This window comes from Gorillibacterium sp. sgz306347, assembly GCF_059735245.1.
Map to the genome: position 1 here is coordinate 90118 of NZ_JCAPET010000014.1, position 17161 is coordinate 107278.

11 protein-coding genes are annotated in these 17161 nt (G+C 58.8%); 8 read left to right on the forward strand and 3 right to left on the reverse strand.

Annotation, left to right across the window (positions count from 1 at the left end):
* The first annotated feature begins 64 nt into the window (after positions 1–64).
* The 3 genes from AC6I6H_RS10010 to AC6I6H_RS10020 all read left to right on the forward strand — a co-directional run bounded on the left by AC6I6H_RS10010 (position 65) and on the right by AC6I6H_RS10020 (position 3745).
* Complete coding sequence (locus tag AC6I6H_RS10010) at positions 65–1531, forward strand: S41 family peptidase (RefSeq protein ID WP_497953616.1); 1467 nt, start codon at positions 65–67, stop codon at positions 1529–1531.
* A 123-nt stretch (positions 1532–1654) separates the two neighbouring features.
* Positions 1655–2947: a PDZ domain-containing protein gene (locus AC6I6H_RS10015; protein ID WP_497953617.1), complete on the forward strand. Its 1293-nt coding sequence runs from the start codon at positions 1655–1657 to the stop codon at positions 2945–2947.
* Between the two features lie 243 nt (positions 2948–3190).
* Positions 3191–3745 carry a hypothetical protein gene (locus tag AC6I6H_RS10020; RefSeq protein WP_497953618.1) on the forward strand — a complete coding sequence of 185 codons (555 nt, stop codon included), beginning with the start codon at positions 3191–3193 and terminating at the stop codon, positions 3743–3745.
* Between the two features lie 87 nt (positions 3746–3832).
* Here the strand turns inward: AC6I6H_RS10020 and AC6I6H_RS10025 are convergent, their stop codons facing one another.
* The gene (locus AC6I6H_RS10025; RefSeq protein WP_497953619.1) at positions 3833–4663 is read right to left on the reverse strand and encodes a flagellar motor protein MotB; all 831 of its coding nucleotides are present in this window, start codon (positions 4661–4663) and stop codon (positions 3833–3835) included.
* A complete protein-coding gene (locus AC6I6H_RS10030) occupies positions 4647–5447 on the reverse strand; it encodes a flagellar motor protein (protein WP_497953620.1) in 801 nt (266 codons plus the stop codon). Before AC6I6H_RS10030 ends, AC6I6H_RS10025 begins: the two co-directional genes overlap by 17 nt.
* A 198-nt stretch (positions 5448–5645) precedes the next feature.
* On the opposite strand from AC6I6H_RS10030, the gene uvrB reads away from it, so the two are divergent.
* From uvrB to AC6I6H_RS10055, 5 genes are all read left to right on the forward strand, one after another.
* On the forward strand, positions 5646–7646 hold the full coding sequence (gene uvrB, locus AC6I6H_RS10035; RefSeq protein ID WP_497953621.1) for an excinuclease ABC subunit UvrB: 2001 nt from the start codon (positions 5646–5648) through the stop codon (positions 7644–7646).
* Between the two features lie 928 nt (positions 7647–8574).
* Positions 8575–11628 (forward strand): excinuclease ABC subunit UvrA, encoded by a 3054-nt coding sequence (uvrA, locus tag AC6I6H_RS10040; RefSeq protein WP_497953622.1) that lies wholly within the window; start codon positions 8575–8577, stop codon positions 11626–11628.
* Positions 11629–11864: 236 nt separating this feature from the next.
* On the forward strand, positions 11865–12575 hold the full coding sequence (locus AC6I6H_RS10045) for an HAD family hydrolase (protein ID WP_497953623.1): 711 nt from the start codon (positions 11865–11867) through the stop codon (positions 12573–12575).
* A 219-nt stretch (positions 12576–12794) separates the two neighbouring features.
* Positions 12795–13973, forward strand: coding sequence for a mannitol-1-phosphate 5-dehydrogenase (locus AC6I6H_RS10050; RefSeq protein ID WP_497953624.1), 1179 nt, complete (start codon positions 12795–12797; stop codon positions 13971–13973).
* 254 nt (positions 13974–14227) lie between these two features.
* Positions 14228–14857: a cation:proton antiporter regulatory subunit gene (locus AC6I6H_RS10055; RefSeq protein ID WP_497953625.1), complete on the forward strand. Its 630-nt coding sequence runs from the start codon at positions 14228–14230 to the stop codon at positions 14855–14857.
* 34 nt (positions 14858–14891) lie between these two features.
* Here the strand turns inward: AC6I6H_RS10055 and AC6I6H_RS10060 are convergent, their stop codons facing one another.
* Positions 14892–16508, reverse strand: coding sequence for a nitrite/sulfite reductase (locus tag AC6I6H_RS10060; RefSeq protein ID WP_497953626.1), 1617 nt, complete (start codon positions 16506–16508; stop codon positions 14892–14894).
* Positions 16509–17161 lie beyond the last annotated feature (653 nt).

Consider the following 17161-nt stretch of genomic DNA (forward strand, 5'->3'; position numbering starts at 1 on the left):
TACTGAAGCCGTGAGGCACGCGGGGCGCTCGGACAGGCCCGGATGAAGGCGGTGAAAAAAAAAGATGGTTTTTAAAGGACGTACCGTCGTCGCTTTTGTGCTGCTGGCGCTGTTTGCCGGCAGCATTTTGACCATGGCGGCGCTTGAATCGCCTTTGGGCGCACGCGCGGGAGCTCCGGAAGCCACAGCCTCGCCGCAGACCGGGGAGCCCGGCGGTCTGTCGGGAGAAGCGCTGCAAAAGGTGGAAACGGCGTACGGATTGATTGAAAACCGGTTTTTGAGCAAGGTGGACAAGGAAGAAATCGTCGACGGCGCGATCAACGGCATGCTGGAAGCGCTGGACGATCCGTATACGACGTACATGGACCCGGAAGAGGCGAAGCAGTTCGACGAGAACATTCAGTCCACCTTCCAGGGCATCGGAGCGGAATGCTCTCTGGTGGACGGAGTAGTCACCGTGGTGGCCCCGATCAAGGGCGCGCCTGCGGAAAAAGCGGGCATCCGCGCCGGGGATGCGATTCTGTCGGTCAACGGCGAGAAGCTGGACGGCCTGTCCCTGAATGAGGCGGTCGCTAAAATCCGCGGCCCCAAAGGAACGCAGGTGAAGCTGTCGATCGCCCGGGCCGGCTCGACATCGCCTCTGGAAATCACGGTGGTGCGCGACGACATTCCGGTGGAAACGGTTTTTGGGGAAATGGTAAACGACCGGATCGGCAAGATTGAAATCCGGCAGTTCTCCGTAGAGACGGCGGAGCATTTCACCGCGGAGCTGAACCGGCTGGAAAAGGAAGGGATGAAGGGCCTGATCATTGACGTTCGGGATAACCCCGGCGGGCTTCTGGAATCCGTTCTCGACATCGCCAAACACTTTGTGCCCGAAGGCAAAACGCTCCTCCAGGTGGAGGACCGGGAAGGCCGACGCAGCGCCCAGCCTTCGGACGGGAAATACCCCGTCAAAACGTACCCCGTCACCGTTCTGATCAACGGAGGCAGCGCGAGCGCTTCGGAGATTTTGGCCGGGATCGTGAAGGAAGCGGCGGGAGGCCGTCTGGTCGGAGAAACGACGTTCGGCAAAGGCACCGTTCAGGACGTTTACGAAAAGGAAATGGGCGACGGCAGCAACATCAAGATGACGATCATGAAGTGGCTGACGCCGAACGGAAACTGGGTGCACAAAAAAGGCATCGCCCCGGATATCAAGGTGAGCCCGCCGGATTATTACCTGCTGGCGGCACTGTCGAAGGAGAAGACGCTCAAAGCCGACATGGTGGGCGACGAGGTCAAAAAGCTGCAGGTCCTGCTGGAAGCGGCCGGGTACGCTCCGGACCGCACCGACGGCTACTACAGCCAGAAAACCGCAGCGGCGGTCAAAGCATTCCAAAAGGCCGTGAAGCTGCCGCAAACCGGCGCAGCGGACGCAGCCACGATGGAGCGGCTGGAGGAATCGCTGGTGACGAAAATCAGCGATCCGAAAAACGATACCCAGCTGCAAGCCGCCGTTCAGGCGACAGTAGAAGCCCTTGCGCCCTGATCCCGGCAACTTTAGGGACCGGCCGTGAAGGAATCGCCCTGCGGGGCGTCGAAACAAGGGGAGGCGGAGCCGAAACGGGCTCCGGCCTTCCCATTCTTTTCATTCAAAGGAGAACCGGCAGCTATGGACGCAATCCGCGAGCTTTTGCAGCGGCTCCTGCCCGCGCTCGGCAGGCTGGCCTTGAATCCTTTTTCCTACATAAGCGTTTTGTTTGTGGTGATGCAGTACCGCAGGCAAATCATTCTGGAGCGCAAGTTTTTCGCCCACCGGCTTCGCTCGCTGCGTTTGGAAACGCTGCGGGCCGTCGGCTGGGGATTGGCGGCCGGGCTGGCCGTCTCTCTGCTGTTCTCGTTAACCGGCTTCCGCCTCGCGCCGGAAAGCGCGGTGCTGCTGTGGGCATTCAGCCTCCTCTTCCTGCTGGTACGGGTGCGGTTTTTCGGCACGGCATACGCGGCGGGCGCGCTCGGCCTTCTGCACCAGATTTCCGCTTATCTGCCGGACGGCAGCGGACTCAAGGGAGCGGGGGGCTGGCTTTGGCGGGCCGTATCGGGCGTGGACATGCCTTCGCTGGTCATTCTGGCGGCGGTCCTTTATTTGATGGAAGGGCTGCTTCTCTTCCTACAGGGCAAGCGGCTTGCCCTTCCGCTGTACCTGGAAAGCCGGCGCGGCAAAATCGTAGGCGGCTTCCAGCTGCAAGGATTTTGGCCTGTGCCTCTTCTGCTGCTTGCTCCTGCGGCCAATTCATCGTTTCAGCCGCTTTGGGAGCCCCTTCTCTCGGGTGATTGGGGGGCGGTTGGATGGAGCTTCTTGGCTCTCCCGGTTGTCCTCGGGTTTTCGCAAACGACCACAGCCTTTCACCCCGGACCCAAGCTCAGGCAAAACGCCGCCCTGCTGCTGCTGTCCGGCGTCCTTCTGCTGGCTGCGGGCGCGGCGGTCTACTTCTGGCCGCCGTTCGGCTGGGCCGCAGCGGTGCTGACCGTCGCGCTTCGCGAGTCGGCCGGGTTTTACGCCCGCCGGCTGGAGGAGGGCCGCAGCCCGCTGTATGTTCATGACGCGGGCGGACTGAAAATTCTGGCGGTGCTGCCGGGAAGCGCAGCGGAGGCGGTCGGGCTCGTGCCCGGCGAAACCGTACACAAGGTGAACGGAGAGCGGGTAGCGACGAAAGAGGAGCTGCACCTGGCGCTGCGGCTGAACCCCGCTTTTTGCAAGCTGGAGGTGCTCAACCTGGAAGGACAGAGCAAGTTTGTCAGCCGCGCGCTTTACGAGGACGAGCATCATCAGCTGGGGCTGATTCTTGCGCCCGACGACCGGACGCCGTTTTTCCTGGAAGAGAAGCCGTTTCCCTTCACGGCATACGTTCGCCGCAAATGGATGGGCGTCCGGCCGAACCGGCGGACGGGCGGGTTTGAAGCGTAACGCAGCGTACCGTACGTATGGCTTGCAAGCGATCACCGGCTTCAAAGCATGCATTTGGAATGAAACAGGCCTCCTGTCCTCCCGTTGAGGAAAGGAGGCCTTTTATCGTTCCGCCATTTCCGCATTCAGAATGTAGCATGGATAAACCCTCACCTCAAAACGGAAAACTTTCCACATAACCTGCTATAATGAAGAAACTGGAACAGTGTTGCGTTTGATTTTTTGACAGAAGGGGGCTATTTTATGAGGAAAAAAAGGTACACCGTGATTATTCTGCTTTTGCTCATCGGCGCAGGGACGATGGTTTATTACCAGCAAACCCGCATACATTCCCTGCGTTCGGAATTAACGGCACTCAAAACCCAAGATCGGGAACACGAAAGATCGGAAGAATTGCTGTCCGGGTATCAAAATATGATGACCCAGTATGACAGGGAGATGGAGAGTGTTTTAAAAGAGGTGGCGCCTTCTCTGCCCGTTCTGCAAGCGCAAACGGAAGAGGAAGCGACCATGATGGAAACAATCAAAGCCTGGATGCGGGAGAATCGGGTTTCGGAGAATAACGGGCTGCCTGTTTTGAAAAACAACCGGGTCGTTCTGAGCCTGCACTCTTTAGGGGAGACGCCGGAGCATGCTTATGTGATTGAGGCGAATTATTACGAGCTTCCGGGCGAAGCCAAAGAGAAATCCAGCTTGTATCCTCGTCCGATTGGGAAAGATTATGTCGGGTTGGCCCAGTTTACGGTAGAAAAAAGGAAGGGCGAGTGGGTCGTCAAGGAGTACAAGGATCAGTTTTAACGGATTGAAAAAGGGAGTCCCCAAGTCGTCCGAAATGACTTGAAGGAGCTCCCTCTTTTATATTCGCCTATATCCGTTCGATGATTTTTAAGGAGAACCCGGCGGCAGAGATTCGTTGTCTTGCTTCGGCAGGTCGCGCAAAACGATGATCTCCACGCGCCGGTTTTTCTGCCGGTTCGCTTCGGTGTCATTGGGCGCTACCGGCTGCGTATCGGCGTGGGCGACGGACTGGAAGGTTTTGAGCGGCAGATGCTTTTGCTCCGTGAAATAGCGCAGAACCGAGAGGGAACGCTCGGACGACAGCCGCCAGTTGTCCTTGTAGAGCGCCCCGTTCGTGAGCGGCAGGTTGTCCGTATGCCCTTCGATGCTGATCTGCGCGTCCAGTGTCGGGAATAAACTGGCGAGCTTGTCCAAAACAGGGTATGCGCCGGGCTTCAGATCGGCCCGCCCCAGATCAAACAGGAAGTAGTCCTTCAGAGTAACCGCAATCCCTCTTTGGCTGTCTACGGCGGAGACGGTAGCCTCCAGGTTATTTTCCTGGATATAGTGGGTAATGGTTTTCAGCAGGTCCTGAAGGTCTTGCTCTTTTTTGGCGTCGGCTTCGCCGTCCTTCTCGTTTACGTTGGGCTTGTCCTTGTCGCTTTGAGGCTCCTCCGGTTTCACTTCCGCCTGGACCGGATTTACAGTCCCGATGATGCCGGAACCGCCGCCTCCTTTCGCGACCACGGACTCCGAGCCGTTAAACTGAAAGCTGAGCGATTGCGACAATTGCTCGTACTTGCTGACGTCGACCTTGCTCATGGAATACATGACGACAAAAAAGACCAGCAGGAGCGTGATCAAGTCGGAGTAAGTGACCAGCCAGCGCTCGTGATTTTCGTGCGACGCCTCTTTCCTTTTTCTAGACCGCCTCGACATTGGCTTCCGCCCTCGCTCCCGCTTCATTTTTGTTTCTGGCCTTGTCGTGGAGGAAGGAATTCAGTTTTTTCTTGATCAGCTGCGGATTTTCGCCCGCCTGCAGGGCGAGGATGCCTTCCAGCATCAGCTCCCTATCGGAAATGGCTTCCTTGCTGCGCATTTTGATTTTGGAGGCTATCGGCAGGTAAATGATGTTTGCGCTCGCGACGCCGTACAAGGTGGCGGCAAAGGCGACGGCGATTTTCGGTCCGAGCGTGTCGGGGTCCTCCAGGTTGCCGAGCACGTGGATCAGACCGAGCACCGTCCCGATAATCCCGATGGTCGGGGCATAGCCGCCGGCGGATTCGAATATTTTGGCGTACCCGTCATGCTTTGTTTCCAGCGCGTCCATTTCCAGCTCCAGAATCTGGCGGGTTAACTCGGGGTCGGTGCCGTCGACCACCATCAGCAGCCCTTCCTTCAGAAACGGGTTCTTGTGCTCCTGGGCACGCTGCTCCAAAGCGAGAACGCCTTCCCGGCGGGCGATGGTCGCCATGTCGACGATCTCCTCGATGATCCGGCGCTGGTCGCGTTTCTTTTCCACAAAAGCCATGCGGAAGGCGCTGGGAAGCTCTTTGAGATGGGAAAGCGGAAAGCTGACGATGACGGCGCCGAAGGTGCCGCCGAACACAATGATGGCGGCGGTGTAAATCATCAGGGATTCGACGTGCCCGCCTTCCAGCATAAATCCGCCAACCAAGGATAGAAGACCCAAAAGAAGACCAATAATTGTAGTAATGTCCACAATGTCCACTCCAGTTCTCGAGAGTAAGATATGTACCCGCGTTCACTTAATGAAAGGCCAGATTGCAACGCGGAAGGAAAATAAGGTATAATGGATCGAACATGTATTCTTATTTTCCTGTTCGACGGTTAGTTAAGTTATCGGATTCCCAAGTGGAAAATGTTAGAGGAATTCCTAGATCGGCAGGTGGTTAAAGCAATGAGCAACATTATCATGAGCGACAAGACGTTCGAGCTGAAGTCCGAATTTTCGCCTCAAGGGGACCAGCCCAAAGCCATCGACGAGCTTGTGGAGGGCGTGCGGTCCGGCAAGCGGCATCAGACGCTGCTCGGTGCGACCGGTACGGGGAAGACGTTCACGATCGCCCAAACGATCGCGAAGCTGAACCGGCCGACGCTGGTCATCGCCCACAACAAGACTCTGGCGGCGCAGCTCGCCAGCGAATTTAAAGAGTTTTTCCCCAACAACTCGGTCGACTACTTCGTCAGCTACTACGATTACTATCAACCGGAAGCATACATCGCCTCTTCCGATACCTATATTGAGAAAGACTCCAGCATCAACGAGGAAATCGACAAGCTCCGCCACTCCGCCACCAGCTCGCTTTTCGAGCGGCGGGATGTCATCATCGTGGCCAGCGTCTCCTGCATCTACGGTCTCGGTTCTCCGATGGAGTACCGGGATCTCCGCATGTCTCTTCGGGTCGGCATGGAGAAGCCGCGCAACGAGATTTTGCACCGGCTGGTGGACATCCAGTACCAGCGCAACGACATTAACTTCGTACGCGGCACGTTCCGGGTGCGGGGAGATGTGGTCGAGATTTTCCCCGCCTCCCGCGGAGAGCACGCCGTTCGCGTCGAGCTGTTCGGGGACGAGATCGAGCGGATCACGGAAATCGACGTGTTGACCGGTGAAATCGTCGGAGAACGCGAACACATTTCCATCTTTCCGGCTTCCCACTTTGTAACAGCCGAGGATTCGTTGAAGCGGGCCGTCGTGAACATCGAGCGCGAGCTGGAAGAGCGGCTGGAGGAGCTGCGCGGTCTCGGCAAGCTGCTTGAAGCCCAGCGGCTGGAGCAGCGGACGCGGTACGACATTGAAATGATGCTGGAAATGGGCTTTTGCTCCGGGATCGAGAACTATTCCGGGCCACTCACTTTCCGCGAGCGCGGTGCGACACCTTACACGCTGTTCGATTATTTCCCCGACGATATGCTGGTCGTCGTGGACGAATCGCACGTTACGCTGCCGCAGATCCGCGGCATGTACAACGGTGACCGCGCGCGCAAGGAGGTGCTGGTGGAGCATGGCTTCCGTCTGCCCTCGGCGCTCGATAACCGCCCCCTGCGGTTCGACGAGTTCGAGCAGAAGTTCAACCAGATCATCTACGTTTCAGCGACACCGGGGCCGTACGAGCTGGAGCACTGCCCGGAAATGGTGGAGCAGATCATCCGCCCGACCGGCCTGCTCGATCCGCTGATCGAGGTGCGGCCGACCAAAGGCCAGATCGACGATCTGATCGGGGAAATCCGCGACCGGATCGCCAAGGACGAGCGGGTCCTGGTGACGACGCTGACCAAGAAGATGGCCGAGGACTTGACCGATTACCTGAAGGAAATCGGGATCAAGGTCCGCTACCTGCACTCGGACATCAAAACGCTGGAGCGGATGCAGATCTTGCGCGACCTGCGGCTTGGCACCTTCCACGTGCTCGTCGGGATCAACCTGCTCCGGGAGGGCCTGGACCTGCCGGAGGTTTCGCTTGTGGCGATTCTCGATGCCGACAAGGAAGGCTTCCTGCGCTCCGACCGTTCGCTGATCCAGACGATCGGGCGGGCGGCGCGGAACTCGGAGGGCATGGTCCTGATGTACGGCGACAAGATCACCGATTCGATGGACCGCGCCATCAAGGAAACCGAACGGCGCCGTTCGATCCAGATGGCGTTCAACGAACAACACGGCATCACGCCGACCACGATCCGCAAGCGGGTGCGCGATGTCATCGAAGCGACGAAGGTCGCCGAGCAGAAGAGCGATTACCTGTCGAACTTCAAGGAAGGCGGCAAGATGTCCAAGCGCGACCGGCAAACCGTGATCGAGCGGCTGGAGAAGGAAATGAAGGAAGCGGCCAAGAACCTGCAATTCGAGCGGGCGGCCGAGCTGCGCGACGCGGTGCTGGAGCTGAAGGCCGCGGACTGACGGCGGCCGGAAGCTTTCCGGTGCGGCGGCGCAGGCGGAACGAGGGCAGCGGAGCCGGGACTTTTCCCGGCTTTCGCTGCCCCGGCATGTTTGCCCGGCGAAAAGCAGGACGGAGCGTCGGGAACGGGGTGCAGGAGCGGCAGCGTTCGCCTTTGGTTATGAGAGGCCTCCGATGGAGTTCATTCCGGCCTCTCATAACCAACAGCGACCGGAACCCCGTCCCGAACGCGCAGTCCGGCGCTTCGCCGCCGAAAGGTTTTCGCTTGAGCGCGAGCAGATCATGAAGCGTTCCCTCGGCAGAGCCGAACTGGAACGCGGCGGTCACGCCAACAACGCGGCGAAAAGCAGGACGGAGCGTCGGGAACGGGGTGCAGGAGCGGCAGCGTTCGCCTTTGGTTTTGAGAGGCGTCCGATGGAGTTCGTTCCGGCCTCTCAAAACCAACAGCGACCGGAACCCCGTCCCGAACGCGCAGTCCGGCGCTTCGCCGCCGAAAGGTTTTCGCTTGAGCGCGAGCAGATCATGAAGCGTCCCCTCGGCAGAGCCGAACTGGAACGCGGCGGTCACGCCAACAACGCGGCGAAAAGCAGGACGGAGCGTCGGGAACGGGGTGCAGGAGCGGCAGCGTTCGCCTTTGGTTTTGAGAGGCGTCCGATGGAATTCATTCCGGCCTCTCAAAACCAACAGCGACCGGAACCCCGTCCCGAACGCGCAGTCCGGCGCTTCGCCGCCGCAAGGTTTTTTCGGCAAACCGCCGCTTTTTATAGAAAAATTCAAGGAACCAATTCGGCATGGAGGATGAGCGAGNGCGACCGGAACCCCGTCCCGAACGCGCAGTCCGGCGCTTCGCCGCCGCAAGGTTTTTTCGGCAAACCGCCGCTTTTTATAGAAAAATTCAAGGAACCAATTCGGCATGGAGGATGAGCGAGAGTGGCCAGCGACAATATTGTAATCAAAGGGGCGCGAGCCCATAATCTGAAAAACATCGACGTCACGATTCCCCGCGACAAATTCGTCGTGCTGACGGGGCTCAGCGGCTCCGGCAAATCGTCCCTGGCTTTCGACACGATCTATGCCGAAGGCCAGCGGCGGTACGTGGAGTCGTTATCCGCGTACGCCCGGCAGTTCCTGGGCCAAATGGAAAAGCCCGATGTCGATTCCATCGAAGGGCTTTCGCCGGCGATATCCATCGACCAGCGGACGACGAGCCGCAACCCCCGGTCCACGGTCGGGACGGTTACGGAAATTTACGACTACCTGCGGCTTTTGTTCGCCCGCATCGGGCATCCGCACTGCCCCGTCCACGGAACGGAAATTACGTCCCAGACGGTCGAGCAGATGGTGGACCGGGTAATGGAATACCCCGAGCGGACCCGTTTGCAAATTTTGGCCCCGCTCGTGTCTGGACGCAAAGGCGAGCACGTCAAGCTGCTGGATGAAATCCGCAAGCAGGGCTTTGTCCGGGTGCGGATCAACGGCGAGCTGCGGGAGCTTTCCGAGACGATCGAGCTGGAGAAAAACAAAAAGCACACCATCGAGGTCGTCGTCGACCGGATCGTCGTGAAAGAAGATGTGAAAACCCGTCTGGCCGATTCCCTGGAGACGGCGCTCAAAATGGCCGAAGGCCGGGTTCTGGTCGACGTCATGGAAAAAGAGGAGCTGCTTTTCAGCCAGAACCTGGCATGTCCGATCTGCGGCTTTAGCATGGAGGAGCTTTCGCCCCGGATGTTTTCCTTCAACAGCCCGTTCGGGGCCTGCCCCGAATGCGACGGCCTGGGGAGCAAAATGATCGTCGACCCGGACCTTTTGGTGCCGGACCCGACCCTTACGATCGAGAACGGCGCGTTTGCCGCCTGGTCGGGCGGAACGTCCAACTACTATCCGCAATTTCTGGCGGCCGTCTGCCGCCACTACAAAATACCAATGAACGTCCCGGTTGGAGAGCTGGCCCCCGCGCAGATGGAGAAGCTGCTGTACGGGACGGGCGGCGAGCGGGTGCACTTCCGCTACGAGAACGATTTTGGTCACAGCCGCGAGGCCTGGGCGGCTTTTGAAGGCATCGTGAACAACCTGGAGCGGCGGTACCGGGAAACCGCATCCGACGGCATCCGCGAGTTCATCGAAGGCTTCATGGCGTCCAAACCATGCGAGAAGTGCAAAGGCAAGCGGCTGAAGCCCGAAATACTGGCGGTGACGGTCGGCGGCCAAAACATCGCGTATGTGACGGAGCTTCCGGTCGGCGAAGCCCATCTCTTTTTCGACAGCCTGGAGCTGACCGGCAAAGAGCAGGCCATCTCCAACCTGATTTTGAAGGAAATCAAGGAACGGCTCGGCTTCCTGGTCAACGTCGGACTGGATTACCTGAACATGAGCCGTGCGGCCGGCACGCTGTCCGGCGGCGAAGCGCAGCGCATCCGGCTGGCCACCCAGATCGGCTCCAGCCTGATGGGCGTGCTGTACATCCTGGACGAGCCGAGCATCGGGCTGCACCAGCGGGACAACGACCGCCTGATCAGCACCCTGAAAAAAATGCGCGACCTCGGCAACACGCTGATCGTGGTCGAGCACGACGAGGACACCATGCTGGCCTGCGATTACATCATCGACATCGGACCGGGCGCAGGCATTCACGGCGGTTCCGTCATCGCGGAGGGCACGCCGCAGGAAATCATGGACAATCCGGCTTCGATTACCGGGCAATACCTGAGCGGCAAAAAGCTGATCCCCGTACCGTCCCAAAGACGGAAGCCGCGCGAGGAATGGCTGGAAATCCGGGGAGCGAAGGAAAACAACCTGAAGAACGTCAACGTGAAAATCCCGCTCGGAGTCTTCACCTGCGTCACCGGGGTCTCCGGCTCGGGCAAAAGCTCGCTGGTGAACGAAATCTTGTACAAGTCCATGGCGAAGCAGCTGAACCGGGCAAAGGTGCGCCCGGGCGACCACAAAGAAATTCTCGGTCTGGAAAACGTGGAAAAGGTCATCGAAATCGACCAGTCGCCGATCGGACGCACGCCGCGCTCCAACCCGGCCACCTACACGGGGGTGTTCGACGACATCCGCGACCTGTATTCCACCACGACCGAAGCCAAGGTGCGCGGCTACAAGAAGGGCCGGTTCAGCTTTAACATCAAGGGCGGGCGCTGCGAAGCGTGCCGGGGCGACGGGATCATCAAAATCGAGATGCACTTCCTGCCCGACGTGTACGTTCCCTGCGAAGTCTGCAAAGGCAGCCGGTACAACCGCGAAACGATGGAAATCCGCTACAAGGGCAAAAACATCGCCGAAGTGCTGGACATGACCATTGAGGACGCGAGCCGCTTCTTTGAGAACAACCCGCGCATTTACCGGAAAATCAAATCGTTGCTGGACGTAGGGCTCGGGTACATGAAGCTGGGGCAGCCTTCGACGACCATGTCCGGAGGCGAAGCGCAGCGCGTGAAGCTGGCGGCCGAGCTGTACCGCCGCAACACGGGCCGTTCGTTCTACATTCTCGATGAACCGACCACCGGTCTGCATGTCGACGACATCGACCGTTTGCTGGAGGTCCTGCACCGGCTCGTGGACAGCGGCGAGACCGTGCTGGTTATCGAGCACAACCTGGACGTCATCAAAACAGCCGACTACCTGATTGACCTCGGACCGGAGGGCGGCACCAAGGGCGGGACGATCGTAGCCACCGGCACACCGGAAAAAGTGTGCGAGAAAAGCGACGTGTCGTACACCGGCCGTTACCTGAAGCCGGTTATGGAGCGGGACCGCCTTCGCACGGAAGTCCTGTATGGCCCCGATGGCGGGAACTGGGCTTATCGCTCGGGCGGCTCGGAGCAAGCGGAGCAGGCGAAGCGGGAAACCGGCGCGGCGCTGGACCCGGCGGATGTACCGGCGGTAGGGAAGAAAGGGAAAGCGGCCGGCAGGACGAAGGAAGCGGGCAAGCCGAAAGCAGCCGGAAAAGGCAAAGGCCGGCGAGCCGAAGCCTTGGATTGACAGGCAGAAGCAATAGAGCAAAACAACCTTCTTTTCTCATCCACGAGCAAAAGAAGGTTGTTTTGCTGTTTTAGGCAACTTTCCGCAACTAACAACATATACCTTACATATGGGTTGTTAGTGAAGAGGAACTGGTGTATACTACAGAACAACGGATAGGAGTCAGCCCGAAAATAAAAAAGCACCCGACACCGGCCGGCGGCAAGACATCACAGAGCTGGAGAGGAGACTGTATTTTGATTAAAGCGATGGTTTTTGATTTTGACGGTACGATAATCGATACGGAAACCGCATGGTATGTTGCCTTCCGTGACGCTTACAAGACGCATGGCGTGGATTTGACGGTGGACCTGTACTCGCAATGCATCGGGACCAGCCTGAGCGCCTTTAACCCCTATGAGTATCTGAACACGCATATGAACCTTCCGGTAGACCGAGAGGAGCTGCGGACGACGGTGCACGCCCAGCATACGCTTTTGATGGAAAGCGAGCAGGTGCGCCCGGGCATCCGGCATTTTCTCGACAGCGCCAAGGAGGCCGGATTGAAGATCGGCCTGGCGACGAGCTCCCGCCGCGAATGGATTGACAAATACATGGTTCATTTGGGCATCCGCGAGTATTTCGACTGCATCCGCACCGCGGACGATGTGCAAAATGTGAAGCCCGACCCCGAATTGTACCAGCAAGTGCTTGACTGCTTCGGCGTGCGAGGCGATGAAGCGATCGCCATCGAGGATTCCCCGAACGGCACCCGCGCGGCCGTGGCCGCCGGCATGCACTGCGTGGTCGTGCCCAACACGATCACCAAGCTCCTGACATTCGACACCCCTCCCACCAAAACCGATTGTCTCAGCAAAGTCGATTTCAAAGAGCTGCTCGCCAATCCCGTAACCTACTGCATCGGAGCGCAAGATCCGGTCAGCGGCGGAACGGCTGCCGCCAACTGACGGGAGCCGCTTGCGGATGGACATCCGAAAAAGAGGCGCATGGTGGCGCGGCAAACGAACCGAGCCGCATCGCCCCTGCTCCGGTAAATGAAAAGACCTCCTCACCTGCGGCGCGCTTTTAAACAAAGCGGCCGGCGGGGCGTCTTTTCGCACGCGAAATTATCAGAAGATTCTGTTAAATTTACGGGATATGTCAACAGCCAACCAAGGAGGGATTGCATGAAGGCCGTTCATTTTGGAGCCGGCAATATCGGCCGGGGCTTCATCGGAAAGCTTTTGTCGGAGTCGGGGTATGAGGTTTGCTTTGTTGTCCGGAATCCCAAGCAGGAAAAGCTGCTGCGGCAGCGGAAGGCCTATCCGGTCACGCTGGCCGGTCCGGAGCGCGAAACGGAAGTGGTGACGAACGTAACGGCCGTCCATTCGGGACGGCCCGAGGAAGTTGCGGCTGCCGTAGCCGAGGCGGAGGTGGTCACGACAGCGGTCGGCGCTTCCTCGCTAAAGGAGATCGCAAAGCCGATCGCCCGGGGCATCGAGCTTCGCCTGCGGGCGGGCAGCCGGCCGCTGCATGTGATTGCTTGCGAGAATGGCGTAAAGGGGAGCAGCCGGCTGAAAAAGCTGGTTTACGCCCACCTGGACGAGAGGCTGCGGTCCAAGGCCGACCGCTGGATCGCTTTTCCCGACGCGACCGTGGACCGGATTGTACCCGACCAGAAGAAAACCGCCGATCCGCTGCAGGTGACGGTGGAGCCATTTTACGAGTGGGTCGTGGACCGTTCTGCTCTGCTGGACGATTACCCCGACATTGCAGGCGTCCGCTACGCCGACCCGCTGGAGCCGTATCAGGAGCGCAAGCTGTTTACCGTGAATACGGGCCACTGCGCCGCCGCATACCTGGGGCATTTGAAGGGCTTTCGGACGATACAGGAGGCGCTCGAAAACGGAGAGCTGCGGGCCAAAGTTCACCTGATTCTGAGCGAGACGGGGAAGCTGCTGGCGGCCAAGTTCGGGTTGGACGAAAAACGGCACCAGGCTTACATTCGCACGACCCTGGAGCGCTTCGCCAATCCGGCGCTGACGGACGAAATCGTTCGCGTCGGGCGGTCTCCGCTTCGCAAGCTCTCGCCGCAGGAGCGGCTGGTCCGTCCGCTGCTGCAAGCGCACGCCTTGGGCCTGGAGACAGCCCATCTGACGTCGGCGGTCGCGGCCGCCCTGCTGTTCGACTCGCCGGAGGACGCCGAAGCGGTCCGGCTGCAAAGCGAGCTGCACCGGCACGGCGTGCCGCATGTCATCGAGCATCACCTGGGTATTGCGGCGGGGCATCCGCTTCAGACACAAATTCTTGAGCAGTATGAAACGCTCGCACCTGCAGTCCGCCCGTCCGGTCTGATGCAGGCGTAAGCGGCGGGATGTTTTCCATCCGCCAACCGAATCGGCGGGAACCCGCCTCCGTACCGCCGCGCATGATCCAAAAACGCTCCGCCAACCCCCGGCCTGCCGAACGATGCGCGCCGTGCCGGGAGGCGGAGCGTTTTGCTTGCCGCTTTTTCTTTTGCAGGCGCTTCGTATAAAATAAGGAAGGACTACATGTCCAACGGATTTCATCATCCTGCCTCCGGTCCAAACGGAGGGTTTATTGGGAGCGTTAACAAACCATGAGCGACCTGCCGATTTACCAATCCATCGCCCTTGACCTGGCGCAGCGGATTATTAACAAGGAGTTTCCGGTATCCTCCAAGCTGTCGGGGAGGACGCTTTTAACCGGCCAGTATCACGTCTCTTCGGAAACCATCCGCAAGTCGATCGCGCTTCTGCGCGAAGCGGGCATCGTCGAAGTCAGCCAGGGAAAGGAAATCACGGTCCTGTCCCGGGAAAAAGCGATCGATTACATCAACCAATACAACCAGTACATCGGCTCGGCGTACTCGCTGAAGCAGGAGCTGGAGCAGCTGCTGCGCGAAAAAAAGGCCATCGACGAAAAGTTCGACAGCTTGGTCCGGGACATGATGAACTATTCCGACCGTCTGCGCAACCTGACGCCGTACAATCCGCTCGAAGTGACCATCGAGCCGGGGGCCCATGTCATCGGGCGGACGATTGCCGAGCTGCAGCTGTGGCAGAACACCGGCGCGACCATCATCGCCCTGCGCCGGGACAAAGGCGTCACCATCTCACCGGGGCCGTACGTTCAGCTTCAGGAAGGAGACCGGGTGGTGTTTGTCGGGAGCGGGGAAACAGCCGAAAAAACCGCCCGCTTCCTCAACTCCTCCGGTCCGGAGGACTAAAGAAAACGGGCGGAATGGAGCGCGATGCTTTTGATCAGGAAGCCGCGACGAGCGCTTCGGCCAGCTTTTCCTGGAAGGCCGCGGGGCCGACGCGGTGCACGAACTGGTGGAACGTTTCCTCCGCGCTCCGGTTGTCCCGGTAGAACAGAATCAGCTGCTCCAGCACCGGGCCGACATCGTCGCCTTTGACCCGTCCTTTGAGCGGGCTGACCAGCGTCGCGTTCGGCCCGAGGATGCCTCCGACGGAAAGATCGAACGCGTCGATCATACCCTCGGGGGTTTTGACCAGCGAGCCCTGCAGGCCGATATCGGCAATGTAGCGGTGCCCGCAGCTGTTGGGGCAGCCGACGAAATGAATCCGGATGTCCTCGTCCAGCTGCACCCGGCTGTCCAGGTATTCGGCGACGCGGCGGGCGCGCTCCTTCGTTTCGACGATGGCCAGGTTGCAGAATTCATTCCCTGTGCAGGACACGGTGCGGCTGACAAACCGGTCCGGAAAGGGGGTGAGCCGCTCCAGCACCTTTTCCTTCAGCAGCGCCTCCACCTTGGCGTCCGGGATGCCCGGAAGAATGATGTTTTGCGACATGGTGGTGCGGATTGTTCCGTCGCCGTATTCATCCGCAAGCCGGGCCAGCTCCGCGAGCTCCGTCCCGGACAGCCGCCCGACGGGCACGTTCAGCCCGACATAGTTCAAACCCGGCTGGCGCTGCGGATGAACGCCGTCAAAGTAGGCGCCGTTCCAGCCGACGATTTTGTCCTCGCCGAGCCCCGGCATATCCCCGATCAGCTTTTTCAGCTCGTCCAGGAACTTCTCCGGCCCCCAATCCGCCACCAGAAATTTCAGCCGGGCGTGATGCCGCTTCTCCCGGTACCCGTGGTCCCGGAACAGCGTCGTGACTCCGACCGCCACTTTAAGCGCTTCCTCGGGACGAACGAACAGGTCCAGCTTCTTGGCAAAATGCGGCTTGGCGGACAAGCCGCCGCCGACCCAAACGTGAAAGCCGGTCACTTCCGCGCCGTCGATTACTTTTACGGCGGGCGTAAGCGAGAGATCGTTGATTTCGGCATGCGCTGTATTGTAAATGCTGGAGGAAACCGACATTTTGTACTTGCGCGGCAGGTTTGAGAAATCGCGGTTCAGCAGGAAAAAGTCATTGATCTCCTCGACAAGAGCCGTCGTGTCCAGCAGTTCGTCCTTGTCGATGCCGGCGAGCGGGTTGCCGACAATGGTACGGGGGCAGTCGCCGCATGCTTCATACGAGTAGAGTCCGACCTTCTCCAGCCGCTGAAAAATATCCGGCAGGTTCTCCACCCGCAGCCAGTGGAACTGAATCGCCTGGCGGGTGGTTACGTCGGCCAGATCGCGGCCGTACTCCTGGGCGATGGAGGCGAGGCCTCTCGCCTGCTCCGAGGTCATGCGTCCCGTATTGATCCGCACCCGCATCATAAAATGACCGTCGCGGGGCTTTTGCTCGTAGACGCCGGCCCATTTAAACCGGTTCAGCTCATCCTCCGGAATGGAGGCGTATCCCTCGCGCGAGTAGGTTTCGATAATCGAACGAATGACGTCCAGGCCGTCCTTTTCCAGCTTTTGCAGCTCCACCTTGCTCAGCTTTTCCTTGTCGGACGCCCATTTGGCTTCATATGCCATGGCGCGGCAGCCTCCTTTGCGGATTGAAACCCCGGCCGCGGATTATGGCGCGGGCGTCGTTTCCTTTTTTTGTACTATTAATCCTACCACAAAACCCGGATATATAGGCATAAGAGAATATTATGGTTTCCAAAAGCATTTCTGATATGGGAGGGATGCTTTTTAGCGAGGTAGCGGGTAACTTCGTGTTCCGCTTATGAAGTTTGTTCTCTTTTGGACGTTCGCGTCTGCTTGTACGGCTATTGCTTGTGCCGCCGTTTCTTATGATAAAGGCTGCCGGGGTTGAACTTGAAATGTGGCTGGAGGAGATTGGCGAGGATGAGCGGTTGGGCCGAACTGGGGAGCAAGGGAACAACGAACAAGTGAATATGCGTAAAAGGGACAAGGGAACAGGCCTATAAAAGAATACCCGAGTAAGCGAACAAGCGAACGATAAAGAAAGAGCGGCGATGTGATGTTGGCGAATAGGTGCAAGGCGACACCTATTTTCTAAGATTCCCGCCTCTATTGCGAAATAAGAACGTAGGCGCATTTATTTTAATAAAAGAAGCGATATTCAGAGGAAATGGGAAAAATAGTTGCCTTTATGCAATTATTAGGTCAAAAATGGCAGTAGACTTGCAAAGAAGTTAACATGGGGTAAAATGCCAAAA

Coding starts and splice junctions, on each gene's coding strand:
- AC6I6H_RS10025 (WP_497953619.1), bottom strand. CDS start 4,663: ATGTCGAGGCGGTCTAGAAAAAGGAAAGAGGCGTCGCACGAAAATCAC.
- AC6I6H_RS10020 (WP_497953618.1), top strand. CDS start 3,191: ATGAGGAAAAAAAGGTACACCGTGATTATTCTGCTTTTGCTCATCGGC.
- AC6I6H_RS10055 (WP_497953625.1), top strand. CDS start 14,228: ATGAGCGACCTGCCGATTTACCAATCCATCGCCCTTGACCTGGCGCAG.
- AC6I6H_RS10050 (WP_497953624.1), top strand. CDS start 12,795: ATGAAGGCCGTTCATTTTGGAGCCGGCAATATCGGCCGGGGCTTCATC.
- AC6I6H_RS10060 (WP_497953626.1), bottom strand. CDS start 16,508: ATGGCATATGAAGCCAAATGGGCGTCCGACAAGGAAAAGCTGAGCAAG.
- AC6I6H_RS10015 (WP_497953617.1), top strand. CDS start 1,655: ATGGACGCAATCCGCGAGCTTTTGCAGCGGCTCCTGCCCGCGCTCGGC.
- AC6I6H_RS10010 (WP_497953616.1), top strand. CDS start 65: ATGGTTTTTAAAGGACGTACCGTCGTCGCTTTTGTGCTGCTGGCGCTG.
- uvrB (WP_497953621.1), top strand. CDS start 5,646: ATGAGCAACATTATCATGAGCGACAAGACGTTCGAGCTGAAGTCCGAA.